The following is a 20,408-nucleotide window of genomic DNA, read 5'->3' as shown; positions in this document are numbered from 1 at the left end:
CCCTCCGTGCCACCCTTGACCCATGCCTGAAGGTGACACGGTCTGGCAGGCCGCGAGGCGCCTGCACGACGCGCTCGCCGGGCAGGTGCTGACCCGCACCGACTTCCGGGTGCCCACGTACGCCACGGTCGACCTCGGCGGCCGTACGGTCCTCGGCACCACCCCGCGCGGCAAGCACCTGCTCACCCGTTTCGAGGGCGACCTGACCCTGCACACGCACCTGCGGATGGAAGGCGCCTGGAAGGTCTTCGGCGCCGGTGAGCGCTGGAGAGGCGGTCCCGCGCACCAGATCCGGGCGATCCTCTCCACCGCCGACCGCACCGCCGTCGGATACCGGCTCCAGGTCCTGGAGCTCCTGCGCACCGGCGAGGAGGAGCGCGCCGTCGGCCACCTCGGCCCCGACCTGCTGGGCCCCGACTGGAACCCCGACCGCGCCCTCGCCAACCTCCTCGCGGACCCCGCCCGCCCGCTCGGCGAGGCCCTGCTCGACCAGCGCAACCTCGCCGGGATCGGCAACATCTACAAGAGCGAGCTCTGCTTCCTGATCGGCGCGACCCCCTGGCTCCCGGTCGGCGCCCTCCCCGCCGACCGCGCCGCGATCCTCCCCGGCCTGGCCCAGCGCCTCCTGGAGGCAAACCGCGACCGCGTGGTCCGCCGCACCACCGGCCTGCGCGACCACGACCTCTTCGTCTACGGCCGCGCGCCCCGCCCCTGCCTGCGCTGCCGCACCCCGATCCGCCTCGCCGACCAGGGCGACGGCTCCCGCGAGCGCCCCACGTACTGGTGCCCCGCCTGCCAGACCGGTCCGGCCCCGGCGCCGGGTTCCCGGCGGGCCCACGGAATCCGCCCCCGCCCAACTAATTGACGGACCGTCAGAAACGCTCGTACCGTCCCCTCATGTCCCTCCAGGCGTACGACCTCAGCGGACGCACCGCATTCGTCACCGGCGCCGCCGGCGGTATCGGCCGGGCGTCCGCCGTGCTGCTGGCGGAGGCGGGCGCGACCGTGCACTGTGCGGACCGGGACGCGGACGGCCTGCACGAGACGGCGGCGCTGATCAAGGAGCGGGGCGGCACCGCCCGCACCCACCCCCTCGACGTCACCGACCGGACCCGGCTCGGGGAGGCCGTGCAGTCCTGCGGGCGGCTGGACGTCATGGCGGCGATCGCCGGGATCATGCACCGCAGCCCGGTCCTGGAGACCAGGGACGAGGATCTCGACCGGGTGCTGGCTGTCAACTTCAAGGGCGTGCTGTACGCCTGCCAGGAGGCGGCGCGGCTGATGCTGGCCGGGCGGAGCGGGGGCAGCATCATCACCATGGCCTCCGGCGCGATCGACACCGGCGGCCCCGGCCTGCTCTGCTACGGCGCGGCCAAGGCGGCCGTGGTGCAGCTGACCAAGACGCTCGCCAACGAGGTCGGCCGGCAGGGCATCCGGGTCAACGCGGTCGCCCCGGGCTGGACCCGCACCCCCATGACCGACCGCGACGACGGCGCGGAGCAGCAGCGGACGGAGGCCCGGATGGCCCGGATGTCGCCGCTGGGCCGGGTCGGCGAGGCGGCGGACGTCGCGCACGCCGTGCTCTATCTGGCCTCCGACGCGTCCTCGTTCACAACGGGCCAGATCCTGCGCCCGAACGGAGGGGTGGCGATGCCCTGGTAGCCCCCCGAGTCCGCCAGGCAGTCCGCCAGCGCGCCGGCCCCAGGGCTCCCGCCGCCCGGGCCCTCGGCACGCAGTTCACCGGCAGCAGGCTCAGTCCCCATCCGCCGGCCGCCACGGTCCCTTCCAGCGCACCGGCGCCGTCGGCGAACGTGATCCGCAGCACGGCCCACCACCACACCGCCGCGAACACCGCCGCAACCCCCCAGCGCACTATCCGCCCCACCATGGCCGTCACCTCCAGCCGGACGCTAGAACGCCGCCCGGTCCACCGGGGAGGCGCACCGAGGGCTCATCGATGCAACGGCCGTGGACCGGCATCGGCCTCTGCTACGCGCTCTCCGCCTGGAACCTCCCGTGCCACCGCTCCGGATCCGCCCTGCTTCCGGCGGAGACGTCCCGGGAGACCGGATCGGCGAGGGCGCCCCGCACCGTCTCGGCCACGGTCTTCAGGCCCGTGCAGGACGGCGGGCTCTTCACGACGTACATGCGTTCTCTCCGGTCGTCAGCCCCCGGTCAGCGTTCCTCCACCATGACCGGACCGGCGGACACCGGCAAATGGACGCATGCCGTCCGCGGACGCGCGAAGGCCCCGGCCACACCGTCCCGGGTCTGCCCGGGAGGCCCCGGCCGGGGCCTCGCGCACTTCTTCGACGCCAGGTCGGCGCCGCGTCGGTCTACATCCGCGCAGACGTCACGCGGCGACCACGTCCACCGCCTCGGCGGGCGCCTTGATGGTCACCCGTTCCGGTGGTACGCCGGTCACCGAGACGGTACCCAGCATCGGGCGAACCGGCGTGGGCACGGGCTCGGTGGCCTGGGCGGACTGGGCCAGCTCAGCGAGGGCGAGCTCGTCGCTCACTTCTCGCATGAGCTCGGACATCCGTACGTCCAGCGCGTCGCAGATGGCGGAGAGCAGCTCGGAGGAAGCCTCCTTCTGCCCCCGCTCCACCTCGGAGAGATAGCCGAGTGAGACTCGGGCGGACGAGGAGACTTCGCGCAGAGTACGGCCCTGGCGCTGGCGCTGCCGACGCAGCACGTCACCCAGCAGGCGACGGAGCAGAATCATCGGTGGCTCCCTCCTCGGACCGCGTAGCCGCATCCTTCACGCCCCACCGTACCGCCTTGCGCCGCGGCCGTGCGGGGAGCGATGTCGTGTTCACTCAGGGCTGCAAACATCAAAACCCCCCGTTCTGTTCCGTATCCTGTGTCCGCTCATTCCCGGTCTGTTCGCTCGCAAGCTCCCTCAGGAGCAGTGCGAGTACGCTCCGTACACTCTCTCTACGAATTTCCGCGCGGTCGCCGTTCAACCGCAGGGCCTCCACTTTTCCGCCAGCGGCAGAACCGGAACCAGGGCCGAACGGCCCGTCCACGGCCACGAATACCGTCCCGACCGGTTGGCCGTCCTGCGGTTCCGGTCCGGCGACCCCGGTGGTCGCGAGGCCCCAGTCGGCGCCCAGCGCCTTGCGTACTCCGGCGGCCATCTGGGCCGCGACCTGCGGATCCACCGCTCCTCGCTGGGCCAGCAGAGTGGCGTCGACGCCCAGCAGGTCGTGCTTGAGTTCGGTGGCGTAGGCGGTGACGGAGCCCCGGAACGCCTTGGACGCCCCCGGGACCGTGGTGATCTCCGCCGCCACCAGACCGCCGGTCAGCGACTCGGCGACAGCGAGGGTCTGGCCCCTCACCATCAGTAGTCGCACCAGTTCGGCGGCCGTGGAACTCACGCTTCCGTCTCCTCCGACGCCGCCGCGCGCTCGGCGATTCCCTGCCTCCGCAGCACAATGGCCTGTCTCACGTAGTCGAGTCCGGTGACGACGGTCAGGACGACGGCCGCGGCCATCACCCAGAACCTCAGGGTCGCCAGCCACCCCGTCAACGCCAGCACGTACATCCCGACGGCCACGCCCTGGGTGAGCGTCTTGAGCTTGCCGCCGCGGCTGGCCGGGATCACGCCGTACCGGATGACCACGAAACGCATGAGCGTGATGCCGAGTTCCCGGGCGAGGATCACGATCGTCACCCACCAGGGCAGATCGCCCAGCCCGGAGAGACAGATCAGCGCCGCTCCCATGATCGCCTTGTCGGCGATGGGGTCGGCGATCTTCCCGAAGTCGGTGACGAGGTTGTAGGTGCGCGCCAGATGCCCGTCGAACAGGTCGGTGATCATGGCGATGGCGAAGGCCGCCCAGGCGAGCGAGCGCCACGCCGGGTCGTAGCCGCCGTCGGCCAGCATCAGGGCGACGAAGCCGGGCACCAGGACCAGCCGGAGCATGGTCAGCAGGTTGGCGACGTTCCACAGGCTGGCCTGGTTGACGGCGGCAGCGGCGATCTTCCCGCCGCGTACGGACCGCTCGCCGTCGTGGGAACCGGCGTCACGAGAACCGATGTCACGGGAACCGGTGTCACGGGAACCGGAACCGTGGGAACCGGAATCCGGGGCGGCACCGGAGGTGGCGGCGGAGCCCGGGGCGCCGTGCGCGCCGGAGGAGCCGCCCGCGGCGGACGCCGGGACTCCGGTCATCTGCCGGCCTCCTCACTCCATGCGGGCGAGCCCTGCAGCGGCTCGGCCACCAGGTCGACACCTTCCGTACCGACCACCTTCGCCTCGACCATACGGCCGACGCGCAGTCCGGCGCCGCTGGTGAGCAGCACCTGTCCGTCCGTCTCGGGCGCCTGGTGGGCCGCCCGGCCGTAGACGCCGTCCTCGTCGTCCACGGACTCCACGAGGACGTGCACGGTCTCTCCGAGCCGTTCCTCGGCCCGCTGCGAGACGAGCTCCTCGGCGAGCCGGGAGATGTGCGCGAGACGCTCGGCGACGACTTCCTCGGCGAGCTTGTTCTCGTACGTCGCCGCCTCGGTGCCCTCCTCGTCGGAGTAGCCGAAGACGCCGATGGCGTCCAGGCGCGCGCCGTTCAGGAAGCGCTCCAGCTCGCCGAGATCGGACTCGGACTCGCCGGGGAAGCCGACGATGAAGTTGGAGCGGACACCGGCCTGCGGGGCCTTGCTCCGGATGGTGTCGAGCAGCTCCAGGAAGCGGTCGGTGTCGCCGAAGCGGCGCATGGCCCGCAGCACGCCCGGAGCGGAGTGCTGGAAGGACAGGTCGAAGTACGGGACGACCTTCGGGGTGGAGGTCAGCACGTCGATCAGGCCGGGCCGCATCTCGGCGGGCTGGAGGTAGCTGACGCGCACCCGCTCGACGCCGTCCACCTCGGCCAGCTCCGGCAGCAGGGACTCCAGGAGACGGATGTCACCCAGGTCCTTGCCGTAGGAGGTGTTGTTCTCGGAGACCAGCATGATCTCCTTCACGCCCTGTTCGGCCAGCCACCGGGTCTCGTTCAGCACGTCGCTGGGGCGGCGCGAGATGAAGGAGCCGCGGAAGGACGGGATGGCGCAGAAGGAGCAGCGCCGGTCGCAGCCGGAGGCGAGCTTGACCGAGGCGACCGGGGCGCCGTCCAGGCGGCGGCGCAGGGGCGCACGCGGGCCGGAGGCGGGCGCGACGCCGTCCGGGAGGTCGGCGGGGCCGTGCCCGGGGAGCGCGACCGCGGCGGCCGAGTCCTGTCGCTCGGCGGGGCTGATGGGCAGCAGCTTGCGGCGGTCGCGCGGGGTGTGCGAGGCGTGGATGCCGCCGTTGAGGATCGTCTGCAGGCGGTCGGAGATGTCGGAGTAGTCGTCGAAGCCGAGCACGCCGTCCGCCTCGGGCAGCGCCTCGGCGAGCTCCTTGCCGTACCGCTCGGCCATGCAGCCCACCGCCACGACGGCCTGGGTTCTGCCGTGGCCCTTGAGGTCGTTGGCCTCCAGGAGGGCGTCGACCGAGTCCTTCTTGGCGGCCTCGACGAATCCACAGGTGTTGACGACGGCGACGTCCGCGTCCGATGCGTCCTCGACGAGCTGCCAGCCGTCCGCCTCCAAGCGGCCTGCGAGCTCCTCCGAGTCCACCTCGTTACGGGCGCAGCCGAGAGTGACAAGTGCGACGGTACGGCGTTCAGGCATGGGCTCAAGACTACTTTGTCTCACTGACAGCCCACGTCGAAGGGGCTGGCCGATCATGGCCAACCCCTTGTGTACGTGCATGATCCGAACGACTATCCGACTTCCGGGTCGCCCTTGGTGTACGTCAGACGCTCCACCGCACCGGGCCGGAACTGGTCCTCGATCTTCTTTCCGTTGACGTAGAGCTGGATCGCTCCGGCGTCGCCGAGGATCAGGTTGATCTTGGAGCTGTCCTGGAAGGTCTTGGACTCGCCCTTCTTCAGGAGCCCGTCGAAGAGCATCCGGCCGTTGTGGTCCTTGGCCGAGATCCAGCTGCGTCCGTTGACCGCGCTGACCTGGACGGTGACCTTGTCCTGGGGCGCGGCGGCGATCGCGCTGTCGGAGGGCTCGGGGGTCTTGCCGGGCTTGCTCTCCTTCGGGGTCGGCGAGGCCGGCTTGCTGGTCGACGGGGCGGGGCCCTCGGCGACCGACTGCTTGGCGTCGTCGCCGTTGCCGCCCTTGAAGGCGGTGAAGCCGACGAAACCGATCACGACGACGATCGCGGCGACCATGGCCGCGGTCCAGTTGGGCCCGCGCCGCTCGGGGCGGATACGTTCCGCCTCGAACAGCGGCGCGGCGGGCGTCGGCGCGGGCCGCCCACCGCCGTGCTCAGCCGCGAACTGCGCGAGCAGCGGTTCGGGGTCGAGACCGACGGCCTTGGCCAGGGTCCGGATGTGCCCGCGGGCGTAGACGTCGCCGCCGCAGGGGGCGAAGTCGTCGGCCTCCATGGCGTGCACGATGGCGATACGGACCCGGGTGCTCCCGCTGATCTCGTCGACGGTCAGCCCGGCGGCGATGCGGGCCTGCTTGAGGGCTCGGCCTACGGAGGGGCGGTTTTCCTCGGACACGTCTGGGAACGGACGCTCGTCTTCAGGGGAGTTGCTGCCGATGGACACGGGGGCGCCTTTCGAGCGTGTAGCCACCTGTGCTGGAGGTTCAGTCTATGGGGGGTGCGAAAGGGTGAGGCAACCGGGCGGTACGACTTTGTACGCCATCGGTATGGCCCGACATCCCGATGACGGGTCAGGTGCGCGCCCCAGAATGGGGTGCACACCTTTCCTCTCGCTCAACTTGACGTACGTCAAAGGGAAACGGTTGCCCGACGGTCCCTAACGGGTGGATCACGGCGGTGACACCACCCGGCCCACAGGCGCCCGTAGCCCTCAGACAGGTCTACCCCTTCAGGTCTACCCCTCGGACTCCCCACGGATCACAGCAAGCACCCCGTCCAGCTCATCAGGTTTTACCAATACGTCGCGCGCCTTGGACCCCTCGCTCGGCCCGACCACACCTCGCGACTCCATGAGGTCCATGAGCCGGCCGGCCTTGGCGAAGCCGACGCGCAGCTTGCGCTGGAGCATGGACGTGGAGCCGAACTGGGTGGAGACGACCAGCTCGGCGGCCTGGCAGAGCAGGTCGAGGTCGTCGCCGATGTCCTCGTCGATCTCCTTCTTCTGCTTGGTGCCCACGACGACGTCGTCCCGGAAGACCGGCGTCATCTGGTCCTTGCAGTGCTGGACGACGACGGCGATCTCTTCCTCGGTGATGAACGCGCCCTGCAGACGGGTCGGCTTGTTCGCCCCCATCGGCAGGAAGAGTCCGTCGCCCTTGCCGATCAGCTTCTCGGCGCCGGGCTGGTCGAGGATGACGCGGCTGTCGGCGAGCGAGGAGGTGGCGAAGGCGAGCCGGGAGGGCACGTTCGCCTTGATGAGACCGGTGACCACGTCGACCGACGGGCGCTGGGTGGCGAGCACCAGGTGGATGCCGGCCGCCCGCGCGAGCTGCGTGATGCGCACGATCGAGTCCTCGACGTCACGCGGGGCGACCATCATCAGGTCGGCGAGCTCGTCGACGATCACCAGCAGGTACGGGTACGCCTGGAGCTCGCGCTCACTGCCCTCGGGCGTCTTGAGCTTGCCGTCCCGGACGGCCTTGTTGAAGTCGTCGATGTGCCGGTAGCCGAAGGCGGCCAGGTCGTCGTAGCGCAGGTCCATCTCGCGGACGACCCACTGGAGCGCCTCGGCGGCCCGCTTCGGGTTGGTGATGATCGGCGTGATCAGGTGCGGGATGCCCTCGTACGCGGTCAGCTCGACGCGCTTGGGGTCGACGAGGACCATCCGCACGTCCTCCGGGGTGGCCCGCATCATGACCGAGGTGATCAGGCAGTTGATGCAGGACGACTTGCCGGAGCCGGTGGCGCCGGCGACGAGCATGTGCGGCATCTTCGCCAGCGAGTGCATGACGTAGCCGCCCTCGACGTCCTTGCCGAAGGCGACCAGCATCGGGTCGTCGTCCTCGGCGGACTCGGCGAGCCGCAGCACGTCGCCGAGGTTGACCATCTCGCGGTCGGTGTTGGGGATCTCGATGCCGACCGCGGACTTGCCCGGGATCGGGCTGATGATCCGCACGTCCGGGCTGGCGACCGCGTACGCGATGTTCTTGGTGAGCGCGGTGATCCGCTCGACCTTCACGGCGGGGCCGAGCTCGACCTCGTAGCGGGTGACCGTCGGCCCGCGGGTGAAGCCGGTGACGGCCGCGTCGACCTTGAACTCGGAGAAGACGTTGGTGAGCGAGGCGACCACCCGGTCGTTGGCCTCGCTGCGCGCCTTGCCGGGGCCGCCGCGGGTGAGGAGGTCGAGCGACGGCAGCGAGTAGGTGATGTCGCCGGAGAGCTGGAGCTGCTCGGCGCGCGGGGGCAGGTCGCGGTGGACCGCGGGCGCCGGTTTCGTCAGGTCCGCGACGACCGGCTCGACGGCGAGCCGCTCCTGCTTGGGCCGCGCGGCCGGAACCGGACTCGGGCTCGCGCTCGGGCTCGGCGCCGGCAGGGGTGTCGGGGTGGTCTCCTCGCGGTCACCGACGCTGACGCCCTGGGTGAGGTCGGCGACGAGCGGCGAGGGCGGCATGCCGTGCAGGACGGCGCCGTCGAGTGCGGCGGCGGCCGCCGCCGCCACGTCCACGGCGTCCATCCGGCGGCCCAGCTCGGGCTGCGGCACGGCGGAGCGCCGCGGCCGGCCCCGGCGCTTGGCGAGGGCCTCCTGTTCGGCGCCGTCCGGGTCGTACTCCTGGGGGGCGCCGGAGCGCCTTCGGGGGCGCGCGGGCAGCGCCTCGCGCCACTGCTCGTCGTAGCGCTCGTCGTCCTCGCCGTACTCCGGGTACTCGTCGTCGGGCTGGGGGTCGTGCAGCAGTCCGAGGCGTGCGCCGAGCGCCCGCAGCCGCTGCGGGATGGCGTTGACCGGGGTCGCGGTGACCACGAGCAGCCCGAAGATCGTGAGCAGCGCCAGCAGGGGTACGGCGAGGACCTCGGTCATGGTGTACGTCAGCGGGGTCGCCGCCGCCCAGCCGATGAGGCCGCCGGCATCCCTTATGCCCTGCATGCCGTCGCTGCGGGCGGGTGAGCCGCACGCGATGTGCACCTGTCCGAGCACGCCGATGACCAGCGCGGACAGGCCGATCACGATCCGTCCGTTGGCGTCCTGCTGCTCGGGGTGGCGCATGAACCGCACGGCGATCATCGCGAGCAGTATCGGCACCAGCAGGTCGAGGCGGCCGAAGGCGCCGGTGACGAGGATCTCGACCAGGTCGCCGACCGGACCGCGCAGGTCGGCCCAGGTGCCGGCGGCGACGATCAGGGCGATGCCGAGGAGCAGGAGGGCGACGCCGTCCTTGCGGTGGGCCGGATCCAGGTTCCTGGCTCCCTGTCCTATGCCGCGGAAGACCGCGCCGACGGCGTGCGCGACGCCGAGCCAGAGGGCGCGCACCAGGCGGTACACGCCCCCGGTGGGGCTCGGCGCCGGCTTGGGTGCCGGCGCGGACTTCTTCGCCGCGGTCCTCTTGGCGGGCGCCTTCTTGGCCGGGGCTTTCTTCGCGGCGGCCTTCTTCGCCGGAGCCTTCGAGGGAGCGGCCTTCTTCGCGGGCTGCTTCTTGGCTGCCGAGGGACGTGAGGCCATGGGTGTGAGATTACCGGGGGATGCGACAAGGGACACGTGTGCCCACAGCTTCACCCGTTCGTGTCGCCCTTCGCGGGGCGCAGAACTGACGCACGCTCATGGGCAACTGCGTCCGCGGTCGGGGTCAGTTCTGCGAGGGGAGTGACGGCGCGGCGCCGCCCGTGCCCGGTTCGAGGGCGTCGAGCGCCCGGCGCAGGCCGGTGAGTTTGCGCTCCAGGTGAGCCGCCGTGGCCACCGCCGCCGCGTCCGCGGACTCGTCGTCCAGCTGCTTGGACAGCGCCTCGGCCTGCTCCTCGACGGCCGCGAGCCGGGCGGACAGCTCGGCGAGCAGCCCCGCGGACTCCTTGCCGGCGACCGCGCCGCCCTTGCCGCCGCCCTCCAACTGGAGCCGCAGCAGCGCCGCCTGCTCCCGGAGCTGGCAGTTCTTCATGTACAGCTCGACGAACACCGAGACCTTGGCGCGCAGCACCCACGGGTCGAAGGGCTTGGAGATGTAGTCGACCGCGCCCGCGGCGTAGCCCCGGAAGGTGTGGTGCGGACCGTGGTTGATGGCCGTCAGGAAGATGATCGGGATGTCCCGGGTCCGCTCCCGCCGCTTGATGTGCGCCGCGGTCTCGAAACCGTCCATGCCCGGCATCTGGACGTCCAGCAGAATCACCGCGAAGTCGTCCGTGAGCAGTGCCTTGAGCGCTTCCTCCCCGGACGATGCCCGCACCAGTGTCTGATCGAGCGCAGAGAGGATGGCCTCCAGCGCCAGCAGATTCTCCGGCCGGTCATCGACCAGGAGGATCTTGGCCTTCTGCACCATGGCCCGCCCTCCTCGCCCCGGATGTGCACCGGGCGCCGCCCCAGGGGACGACTCCCTTTCGCCGCCCGTCCTTGTGCCGGTCATGGTAGCCGCACCCCGCCTGTCGCCACACCCTGTCACCGCGATGTCACTGTGCACGTAGCAGAAACGCAGCCGGAGACCAGAAGGTTCCCCCAATCCCGCACTTCTACACGGGTTCCGCCACCCTGAGTCAGCAACTCCCCGTACACACGGAACGTTCCCGAAACGTTCACATCACACCTGGCCGTTCCGGTCACTCCGCGCGCATCCACTGCTCCATCACCGCCAGAAGATGATCGGGGTCGACCGGCTTGGTGACATAGTCCGAGGCGCCCGACTCGATGGCCTTCTCCCGGTCGCCCTTCATCGCCTTCGCGGTGAGCGCGATGATCGGCAGCCCGGCGAACTGCGGCATCCGGCGGATCGCGTTGGTCGTCGCGTAACCGTCCATCTCCGGCATCATGATGTCCATCAGGACGACCGCGACGTCGTCGTGCTGCTCCAGGACCTCGATGCCCTCCCGGCCGTTCTCCGCGTACAGCACCGACAGGCCGTGCTGCTCCAGGACGCTGGTGAGCGCGAAGACGTTGCGGATGTCGTCGTCGACGATCAGCACCTTCTCCCCGCCGAACCGCATGCCCCGGCGCGGCTGCGGGGACATCGCCTCCTGCTCGGCCAGCACCGGCCACGCCTCGGCCACCGGCGCCCCCCGGCGACGGCGCCTGAAGAGCGCCGCGGCGCCGTTCTGGGTCTCCTGGTACGACTTCACCTCGGCCGGCGTCTCGATCTCCACGCCGGACGCCTCCAGCGCCAGGTGCTGCGAGGCGACCAGGTCCCCGGCCTCCAGCTGGGGCACGGACTGCTGGTAGCCCTGCGGCGGCAGCTCGCTCGGGTGCAGCGGCAGGTACAGCGTGAACGTGGAGCCACGGCCCGGCTCGCTCTGCGCGTGGATCTCACCGCCGAGCAACTGCGCGATCTCCCGCGAGATCGACAGCCCGAGGCCCGTGCCGCCGTACTTGCGGCTGGTCGTGCCGTCGGCCTGCTTGAACGCCTCGAAGATCACCCGCATCTTGCTGGCCGCGATGCCGATGCCCGTGTCGGTCACCGAGAACGCGATCAGCGGCGCGTCCGGATCGCTGAGCGAACCGGCCTCCAGGAGCTGCTCCCTGATCCCCACCGGGACATCCCCGCTCGCCGGCCGGATCACCAGCTCCACCGAGCCGGAGTCGGTGAACTTCACCGCGTTGGAGAGCAGGTTGCGCAGCACCTGGAGGAGCCGCTGCTCGTCGGTGTGCAGGGTGGCGGGCAGCTCCGGCGAGACCCGCACCGACAGGTCCAGGCCCTTCTCCGCGGTCAGCGGCCGGAAGGTCGCTTCCACGTAGTCCACGAGCTGGACGAGCGCGATCCGCGTCGGGGAGACGTCCATCTTGCCCGCCTCGACCTTCGACAGGTCCAGGATGTCGTTGATCAGCTGGAGCAGGTCGGATCCCGCGCCGTGGATGGTCTCGGCGAACTCCACCTGCTTCGGCGACAGGTTGCCCTCGGCGTTGTCGGCGAGCAGCTTGGCCAGGATCAGCAGCGAGTTGAGCGGGGTGCGCAGCTCGTGCGACATGTTGGCGAGGAACTCGCTCTTGTAGCGCATGGAGACGGCGAGTTGCTCGGCACGCTCCTCCAGGACCTGCCGGGCCTCCTCGATCTCGGTGTTCTTCACCTCGATGTCCCGGTTCTGCTGGGCCAGCAGCTCGGCCTTCTCCTCCAGTTCGGCGTTGGACGCCTGGAGGGCCTTCTGCCGGTTCTCCAGCTCCGCCGACCGCTCCTGGAGCTGCTCGGTCAGCTCCTGCGACTGCTTCAGCAGCACCTCGGTCTTGGTGTTGACGGAGATGGTGTTGACGCTGGTCGCGATCATCTCGGCGATCTGGTTCAGGAAGTCCTTCTGGATCTGCGTGAACGGCGTGAAGGACGCCAGCTCGATCACGCCGAGCACCTGGCCCTCGAACAGCACCGGAAGCACGATCACCTGCGCCGGCGGAGCCTCGCCGAGCCCGGAGGAGATCTTCAGATAGCCGGTGGGCGCCTTCTCCACCAGGATCGTGCGCTTCTCCTGGGCGGCGGTCCCGATCAGCGCCTCACCGGGCCGGAACGACGTCGGCATGGAGCCCATCGAGTAGCCGTACGAACCGAGCATGCGCAGTTCGTACGCCTCCTCGTTCTCGGCGTTCGTGTCCTTGCCGTCGACCAGCGGCATCGCCAGGAAGAACGCGCCGTGCTGCGCGGTCACCACCGGCGTCAGCTCGCTCATGATCAGGGAGGCCACGTCCACCAGGTCGCGGCGGCCCTGCATCAGCGCGGAGATCCGGGCCAGGTTGCCCTTGAGCCAGTCCTGCTCCTGGTTGGCCACCGTGGTGTCGCGCAGGTTGGCGATCATCTTGTTGATGTAGTCCTGGAGTTCCTGGATCTCGCCGGACGCGTCCACGTCGATCTTCAGGTTCAGGTCGCCGCGGGTCACCGCGGTCGCCACGCGCGCGATGGCACGCACCTGCCTGGTCAGGTTCCCGGCCATCTCGTTCACGGACTCGGTGAGGTCCCGCCAGGTGCCGTCGACGTCACGCACGCGTGCCTGCCCGCCGAGCGCCCCCTCGGTACCCACCTCGCGGGCGACCCGGGTGACCTCCTCGGCGAAGCTGGACAGCTGGTCGACCATCGTGTTGATCGTCGTCTTCAGCTCGAGGATCTCGCCGCGCGCGTCAATGTCGATCTTCTTGGTCAGGTCGCCCTTCGCGATGGCCGTCGTGACCATCGCGATGTTGCGCACCTGACCGGTCAGGTTGGACGCCATCTGGTTCACCGACTCGGTGAGGTCCTTCCACGTACCCGCCACACCCGGTACGTGCGCCTGACCGCCCAGGATGCCGTCCGTGCCCACCTCACGGGCCACCTTGGTGACCTGGTCGGCGAACGAACTCAGCGTCTTCACCATCTGGTTGATGGTGTCGGCGAGCTGGGCCACCTCGCCGCTGGCCTCGATGGTGACCTGCCGGGTCAGGTCGCCGTTGGCGACCGCCGCCGACACCTGGGAGATGTTCCGCACCTGCATGGTCAGGTTGTTGGCCATCTGGTTCACGTTGTTGCTGAGGTCCTTCCAGATGCCCGTGACACCCGGAACCCGCGCCTGACCGCCCAGGATGCCCTCGGTGCCCACCTCACGGGCCACCCGGGTCACCTGCTCCGCGAAACTCGACAGCTGGTCAACCATGGTGTTGACCGTCGTGACGAGTTCGAGGATCTCGCCCTTCGCGTCAACGGTGATCTTCTTCGACAGGTCGCCCTTGGCGACCGCGGTCGTGACCTCGGCGATGTTGCGCACCTGGATGGTCAGGTTGTTCGCCATGAAGTTCACGGACTGGGTGAGGTCCTTCCAGGTGCCCGCCACCCCCTGCACCTCGGCCTGGCCGCCGAGGATGCCCTCGGTGCCCACCTCGCGCGCCACGCGCGTGACCTCCTGGGCGAACGACGACAGCTGGTCGACCATCGTGTTCAGGGTGTTCTTCAGCTCCTGGATCTCACCGCGCGCGTCCACGGTGATCTTCTGGGAGAGGTCACCCCGGGCCACCGCGGTGGCCACCTGGGCGATGTTGCGCACCTGGGCCGTGAGGTTGCCGGCCATGCCGTTCACGGAGTCCGTCAGGTCCCGCCACACACCGGCCACACCGGGAACCTGCGCCTGACCGCCGAGCCGGCCCTCCGTACCCACCTCACGGGCCACCTTGGTGACCTGGTCGGCGAAGGCGGACAGCTGGTCGACCATCGTGTTGATCGTGTTCTTCAGTTCGAGGATCTCGCCACGCGCGTCGACGTCGATCTTCTGGGACAGGTCGCCCCGTGCCACCGCCGTCGTCACCTGGGCGATCTGCCGCACCTGCGAGGTCAGGTTGCCGGCCATGAAGTTGACGGAGTCCGTCAGCTCCTTCCAGGTGCCCGAGACGCCGTCCACGCGCGCCTGACCGCCGAGGCGGCCCTCCGTGCCCACGTCCCTGGCCATCCGCGTCACCTGGTCGGCGAAGCTGGAGAGCTGGTCCACCATCGTGTTCACGGTGTTCTTCAGCTTCAGCATCTCGCCGGAGACGTCGACCGTGACCTTCTGCGACAGATCACCGTTGGCCACCGCCGTCGTCACCTGGGCGATGTTGCGGACCTGGCCGGTGAGGTTGCGGAATGCGGTGTTGACGGAGTCGGTCAAGTCCTTCCAGGTACCGGCGGCTCCGGGCACCTGCGCCTGGCCGCCCAGCTCACCCTCGACCCCGATCTCCCGGGCCACCCGGGTGACCTCGGCACCGAACGACGACAGTTGATCAACCATGCCGTTGACGGTGTTCTTCAGTTCCAGCATCTCGCCGGCCACGTCGACGGTGACCTTCTGCGACAGATCACCGTTGGCCACCGCCGTCGTCACCGCGGCGATGTCGCGCACCTGCGTGGTGAGGTTCCGGAAGACCGTGTTGACGGAGTCCGTCAGGTCCTTCCAGGTACCCGCCGCGCCCGGCACGTTCGCCTGCCCGCCGAGGCGCCCCTCGCCGCCGACCTCGTTGGCCACGCGCGTGACCTCGTCCGCGAAGATCCGCAGCGTCTCGGTCATCTGGTTGATCGTCTCGGCGAGCTGCGCGACCTCACCGCGCGCCGGAACGGTGACCTTGCGTGACAGGTCACCGTTGGCGACCGCGGTGGTCACCTCCGAGATCCCGCGCACCTGGGCCGTCAGGTTGCCGGCCATCGTGTTGACGGAGTCGGTGAGCTCCTTCCACGTCCCCGCCACCCCCGGCACGTTCGCCTGACCGCCCAGGATGCCGTCCGTGCCCACCTCGCGGGCGACCCGGGTCACCTCCGAGGAGAACGCCGACAGCTGGTCCACCATCGTGTTGACGGTTTCCTTCAGCTCCAGCATCTCGCCGGCGACCTGAACCGTGACCTTCCGCGACAGATCACCCTTGGCGACCGCCGTCGTCACCAGCGCGATGTCCCGCACCTGCGCCGTCAACCGGTACGCCATCGTGTTCACCGAGTCCGTGAGGTCCCGCCACGAACCGGACATACCGCGCACCCGGGCCTGACCGCCCAACTTGCCCTCGGTGCCCACCTCACTGGCCACCCGCGTGACCTCGTCGGTGAACGTCGACAACTGGTCGACCAGGTTGTTGACGGTCCGGCCGACCTTCAGGAACTCACCGCGCAGCGGATGCCCGGCCCCGTCCGCCGACGGCGACCGCAACTCCATGCGCGGCGACAGGTCGCCCTCCGCCACCGCCGTCAGGACCCGCCCCACCTCGGAGACCGGCCGTACCAGGTCGTCCACGAGCGCGTTGGAGTTGTCGACGGCCGCCGCCCAGGAGCCTTCGCAGGCACCCGTCTCCAGCCGCTCCGTGAGCTTTCCCTCACGTCCGACGACACGCCGTACCCGCGACAGCTCACCCGTGAGGTGGAGATTGCGGTCGGCCACCTCGTTGAAGACCGCCGCGATCTCCGACATCACGCCGTCCCCGGACACCGTGAGCCGCTTGCGGAAGTTGCCGTCCCGCATCGCCACGAGCGCCACCAGCAACCGGTTCAGCGAAGCCGTGTCCACCGCGGTGGTCCCGTCACCGCCCCGCTGCCTGCTCAGGGACGGTCCGCCCTTCGCGCGCGCCCTAGTGCCCCGCGCCGCTGCGCCAGACTCCACTGTGTCCCTCCCGCAGGGGTCGACCGTTACTGCTGTGCTCGGACACCGCCATACTCGGCGTACCGCTTACTCCGGCGTACCAGTTACTGCTGCGTATTTCTGCCGGACGACATCCGGCCACACCAGGGGCTGCTGCCCGCCGAACACGCAACGCATTCGGGCTGACCGGACCTTCATCACAAGCCTGCCCAGTGTTTCACCCTCACCGAACCAGGCCATAACAGTTCGGCAGCTTCGCACATCGTCCGCACACCCTGGGGGCGTAAACACTGGCGACCGGCATCCGCTCGGACCGTGAAGGTAAGTAACCTTGCATGCGGCTGTCCAGCCGCACCGGTCCGTCCGGCCTGGGCGGTGGCACGAGAACGAGCGGGCATTCGGAGGGGCGGCCGCAGACCATGACCACCGGAGTGATCCCCGGGGGACACAACCCGGAGCCACGGCCAACGGGCGAGCGCATGCCGCAACAGCGGCACCAGCCCGGCCAGGCGAGCCCGCATGTCGAGACCCGGACGGGGAGTTCTGTGATCACCGCGCGCGCGGCCGCCACCTTCGAGCCCGTCGGGCGATCGGTCGCGACCGCCCGGTCCTTCGTCCGCGACACCCTCCAGGGCTGGGGCTTCGCCGACGTCGTGGACGACGCGGTGGTCCTCACCAGCGAACTCGTGACCAACGCGGTGGTGCACGCCGGCACCCACGCCGACGTGCTGTGCCTGCGCTCGGACGACGGGGTGCGCATCGAGGTCGCCGACCGCTACCCGGAACGCGAGGTCCCGCTCCAGGGCTCCGCCGTCAACATGGGCAGCCCCGACCGCGAGGGCGGCCGCGGACTCCAGCTCTGCGCGGCCCTCGCCGCCCGCTGGGGTGTCGAGTACACGTCCACGCACAAAAATGTCTGGTTTCAGCTCGATCTCCCCGAACGCCCGGTGGGCACCCGCGCGGCCGGCCCGTCCCTCCCCGCCGACCTGCTGCCCCTCGCCGACGGCCGGGTCCGGGTCGCGGTCGTCCAGATCGACCGCAAGGGCTCCATCTCGGCGTGGAACGAGGACGCCGAGGAGGTCTTCGGCCACACCGCCGCCGACGTCACCGGCAAGCCGCTCAGCGACCTCGCCGCCTGGCCGCACACCCCCGGCACCGGCACCGGCATCGCCGAGGCCCTCCAGCTCTCCCGCTGGGAGGGCAGCTACGGCATCCGCGGCGCCGACGGCCGCGTGACCCCCGTCTACGCCTCGCACCTGAGAGTCCGTGACACCGGCGGCGAGCCCTCCACCGTCTGCCTGCTCGTCCGCGACCACGAACGGGCCGTCCTCCAGACCCCGTTGCGCGTCCCCGCCTCCGACACCGGCGGCGCCTCCGACGGCCAGAGCAGCGACCCCTTCGAGGTGTTCATCGGCTCCCCCGCCCCGGACGACCTCGACGGCCTCCTCCAGCGCACGGTCGAACGCGCCCGCGACATGCTCGACGGCGACTCCGCGTTCCTGCTCCTCGCCACCGACGACGAGACCGAGTTGGAGGTCCGCGCCTCCACCGGCCTCCCGTCCGCCCGTCAGCGCTTCGCGCGCGTGCCCGTGGAAGCCGGCCCCGGCCGCTACGGCTCGGCCCGCATGCCGGCCGTACACGACGATCTGGCGGCCGTTCCTGGCGCGGTCCCCCTCCTGGCCGGCACCGGCATGCGCTCGGTCGTCACGGTCCCGCTGAAGGTCGAGGGCCGCCTCACCGGCTCCCTGGGCGTCGCGGCCGAAGCACCGGGCAGGTACTCCAACGAGGAGGCGCTGCGCCTCCAGTTCGCCGCCGACCGCATCGCCCTGGCCGTCGAGTCGGCCCGCCTGGGCGAGCTGGAACGGCTGCGCCGCGGCTCGCTCAGCTTCCTCGTCGAGGCCTCCGACCTGCTCGCCGGCACCCTGGACCGCGACCAGACCCTCGCCCTGATGGCCCAGATGACCGTCCCGACCCTCGCCACCTGGTGCGCCGTCTACACCATCGCCGACCAGGCCTCCGACCCCTACCTGTCGTACGTCCTGCACGAGGACGAGGAACTCATCGACGGCATCAAGTCGTTGCTCGCCAAGGTGCCCCCGCCGGACCCGGTACCCACGCCCGGCGCCCGCGTCTGGACCGCCCCCGGCGAGCACGCCCACCAGGCCGCCCTGCGCAGCTCCATGCGCAGTCTCGGCCTGACCGGCGGCCCCACCCGGCAGGTCTCCGCCGGCATCGGCCCGACGCTCGCCACGGCCTCCGCAGTGGGCGGCGAGACCGTCGTCCTCCCCCTGGTCGCCCGCAACCGCGTCATCGGCATGCTCACCCTCGGCAAGCCCACCGACGAACACTTCCGCCAGGAGATCCTGGAACTGGCCGAGGACCTGTCCCGCCGGGCCGCCCTGGCCCTGGACAACGCCCGCCTGTACTCGGAGCGCACGGCCATCAGCCAGGCCCTCCAGCGCAGCCTCCTGCCCCCGGGCACCCCGCACATCGAGGGCATGGAGGTCGAGGTCATCTACCGCGCGGCCGGCGAGGGCAACGAGGTCGGCGGCGACTTCTACGACGTCTTCCCCATCGCCGACAACGCGTACGGCTTCGCCATCGGCGACGTCTGCGGTACGGGCCCCAACGCGGCCGCGGTCACCGGCCTCGCCCGGCACGCGCTCCGCCTCCTGGCCCGTGAGGGCCTCAGCGGCCCCGCCGTCCTGGAGCGCCTCAACTCGGCCATCCTGGACGAGGGAGCCCGCAGCCGCTTCCTGACCCTCCTGTACGGCGAGATGCGCCCCCAGGCGGACGGCAGCGCGGAGATGAAGGTGGTCTGCGCCGGCCACCCGCTCCCGCTGCGCCTGCGCCAGGACGGCACGGTCGAGGCCGCCGCCGAACCCCAGCCCCTCCTCGGCGTCATCGAGGACCTGGAGCTGTACGAGCAGACGGTCACCCTCGACCCGGGCGACGTCCTCCTCTGCGTCACCGACGGCGTGACGGAACGCCGGGAAGGCACGCGCATGTTGGGCGACGACGGCCTCGCGGACGTCCTGACCACCTGCACCGGCCTGACCGCGGGCGCGGTCGCCGCACGCATCATGCGCGCGGTGGAGCGCTTCGCGTCCGACGCCCCGTCCGACGACATGGCCATTCTGGCGATGCGGGTCCCCGGCCTTCAGAAGGACTGAGAGGGCGGGGGAAAGAGGGCATGAGAAAGGCCCCGCCCATACGGGCGGGGCCTTTTCACTGGAGCCCCCAAACGGAATCGAACCGTTGACCTTCTCCTTACCATGGAGACGCTCTACCGACTGAGCTATAGGGGCCTGTCGCCTTTTCGAGGTTTCCCCCGCGGCAACGGAATAGATCATACCCCGAACAGACCCGACTTCCCAAACTCGTTCAGAAGGCGGGCTGAAGCAGTCCGCCGAGGGCATTGCAGGCGGACACGATCCGCTGCATCTCCCGCTTCGTCAACGCGGCGTCCACGGGCAGCGCCAGCGTCTCGTCCGCGGCCACCTCGGTTTCCGGCAGCGAGACACAACGCCTGAATTCCGGCAGTCGGTGCACCGGCGTCTTCACCGGCACCCGGCAGTCAACTCCCTTGCCCCGCAGGGCCCGAGCGAAGGCGTCCCGGTCGGGCCGGCCGTTCCCCGGCACCCGCACGACGTACTGCTGGTAGGTGTGCCCGTCACCGCCGTCCGGCGTCCGCACACCGCGCAGCTTCGCATCGAGGTAGGTGGCCCGCTGCCGTCGCTGCGCGATCTCGTCGTACGGAGCCTCCGACTCGCCCTGCTCCAGCACCAGCAGCCCGTGCCGCTGCCCCAGCTCGCGCAACCGCCGGATGTCGGCCCACCGTCCAAACCGGTGCACGACAACGACCGCTGCGGAACGGGCGGTTACGGCCGCCTCCACCGCCGTCACGTCGAGACAGTAGGTGAGCGGATCTATGTCGGCGAACACCGGAAGCGCACCGGCCAGTGTCACGGCCTCGGCGACCTCGACGTTCCCGAAGGCCGGCACGATGACCTCGTCGCCGACTCCGACACCGGCGGCCCTGAGCATTGCAGCAGTACCCATGCTGGGATGCTCGGCGCGGAACGTGAACGACACGTTACGCAAACCAAAAAAGGGTTGGACCCGGAACCGAAGTTCCAGATCCAACCCTTTGAAGAATTGTTCGGCGGTGTCCTACTCTCCCACAGGGTCCCCCCTGCAGTACCATCGGCGCTGTAAGGCTTAGCTTCCGGGTTCGGAATGTAACCGGGCGTTT

General features: G+C 70.3%; 13 protein-coding genes, 1 tRNA gene and 1 rRNA gene. 3 read left to right on the top strand and 12 right to left on the bottom strand.

What is annotated here, in order from left to right; translation table 11 throughout:
• Positions 1-22: 22 nt before the first annotated feature.
• A complete protein-coding gene (locus ACGF5O_RS14155; RefSeq protein ID WP_393810159.1) occupies positions 23-865 on the top strand; it encodes an Fpg/Nei family DNA glycosylase in 843 nt (280 codons plus the stop codon).
• A gap of 32 nt (positions 866-897) precedes the next feature.
• On the top strand, positions 898-1,662 hold the full coding sequence (locus ACGF5O_RS14150) for an SDR family NAD(P)-dependent oxidoreductase (RefSeq protein ID WP_393810158.1): 765 nt from the start codon (positions 898-900) through the stop codon (positions 1,660-1,662).
• A gap of 327 nt (positions 1,663-1,989) precedes the next feature.
• Here the strand turns inward: ACGF5O_RS14150 and ACGF5O_RS14145 are convergent, their stop codons facing one another.
• From ACGF5O_RS14145 to ACGF5O_RS14105, 9 genes are all read right to left on the bottom strand, one after another.
• Positions 1,990-2,148, bottom strand: coding sequence for a hypothetical protein (locus tag ACGF5O_RS14145; RefSeq protein ID WP_393810157.1), 159 nt, complete (start codon positions 2,146-2,148; stop codon positions 1,990-1,992).
• 205 nt (positions 2,149-2,353) lie between these two features.
• On the bottom strand, positions 2,354-2,728 hold the full coding sequence (locus tag ACGF5O_RS14140; protein WP_351484950.1) for a helix-turn-helix transcriptional regulator: 375 nt from the start codon (positions 2,726-2,728) through the stop codon (positions 2,354-2,356).
• Between the two features lie 109 nt (positions 2,729-2,837).
• A complete protein-coding gene (locus tag ACGF5O_RS14135) occupies positions 2,838-3,383 on the bottom strand; it encodes a CinA family protein (protein ID WP_393810156.1) in 546 nt (181 codons plus the stop codon).
• Positions 3,380-4,180, bottom strand: coding sequence for a CDP-diacylglycerol--glycerol-3-phosphate 3-phosphatidyltransferase (gene pgsA / locus ACGF5O_RS14130; RefSeq protein ID WP_393810155.1), 801 nt, complete (start codon positions 4,178-4,180; stop codon positions 3,380-3,382). The genes ACGF5O_RS14135 and pgsA overlap by 4 nt, the downstream gene beginning before the upstream one ends.
• Entirely contained in the window at positions 4,177-5,649 is a 1,473-nt protein-coding gene (gene rimO / locus ACGF5O_RS14125; RefSeq protein ID WP_351715567.1) for a 30S ribosomal protein S12 methylthiotransferase RimO, read from the bottom strand. Before rimO ends, pgsA begins: the two co-directional genes overlap by 4 nt.
• 92 nt (positions 5,650-5,741) lie before the next feature.
• Entirely contained in the window at positions 5,742-6,584 is an 843-nt protein-coding gene (locus ACGF5O_RS14120; RefSeq protein WP_393810154.1) for a RodZ domain-containing protein, read from the bottom strand.
• 291 nt (positions 6,585-6,875) lie between these two features.
• A complete protein-coding gene (locus ACGF5O_RS14115; protein WP_393810153.1) occupies positions 6,876-9,635 on the bottom strand; it encodes a DNA translocase FtsK in 2,760 nt (919 codons plus the stop codon).
• 124 nt (positions 9,636-9,759) lie between these two features.
• Positions 9,760-10,443, bottom strand: coding sequence for a response regulator (locus ACGF5O_RS14110; protein WP_362598287.1), 684 nt, complete (start codon positions 10,441-10,443; stop codon positions 9,760-9,762).
• A 274-nt stretch (positions 10,444-10,717) separates the two neighbouring features.
• Positions 10,718-16,174 carry a HAMP domain-containing protein gene (locus tag ACGF5O_RS14105; protein ID WP_393810152.1) on the bottom strand — a complete coding sequence of 1,819 codons (5,457 nt, stop codon included), beginning with the start codon at positions 16,172-16,174 and terminating at the stop codon, positions 10,718-10,720.
• 398 nt (positions 16,175-16,572) lie between these two features.
• Between ACGF5O_RS14105 and ACGF5O_RS14100 the strand changes: the two genes are divergently transcribed.
• Positions 16,573-19,326 (top strand): SpoIIE family protein phosphatase, encoded by a 2,754-nt coding sequence (locus ACGF5O_RS14100; RefSeq protein WP_393810151.1) that lies wholly within the window; start codon positions 16,573-16,575, stop codon positions 19,324-19,326.
• A gap of 59 nt (positions 19,327-19,385) precedes the next feature.
• Here ACGF5O_RS14100 and ACGF5O_RS14095 read toward each other — a convergent pair.
• The 3 genes from ACGF5O_RS14095 to rrf all read right to left on the bottom strand — a co-directional run.
• A tRNA-Thr gene (locus tag ACGF5O_RS14095) sits at positions 19,386-19,461 on the bottom strand.
• Between the two features lie 76 nt (positions 19,462-19,537).
• Positions 19,538-20,200, bottom strand: a complete 663-nt coding sequence (locus ACGF5O_RS14090; protein WP_393810609.1) for a DegT/DnrJ/EryC1/StrS family aminotransferase — start codon at positions 20,198-20,200, stop codon at positions 19,538-19,540.
• 113 nt (positions 20,201-20,313) lie between these two features.
• Positions 20,314-20,408, bottom strand: a 5S ribosomal RNA gene (rrf, locus tag ACGF5O_RS14085); the annotation flags it as partial.

It is taken from the genome of Streptomyces sp. NPDC048291, from assembly GCF_043201715.1.
Taxonomy (GTDB): Bacteria; Actinomycetota; Actinomycetes; order Streptomycetales; family Streptomycetaceae; genus Streptomyces.
The sequence above is the reverse complement of the archived record's forward strand: the minus strand, read 5'-3'. Positions and strand labels throughout refer to the sequence as shown.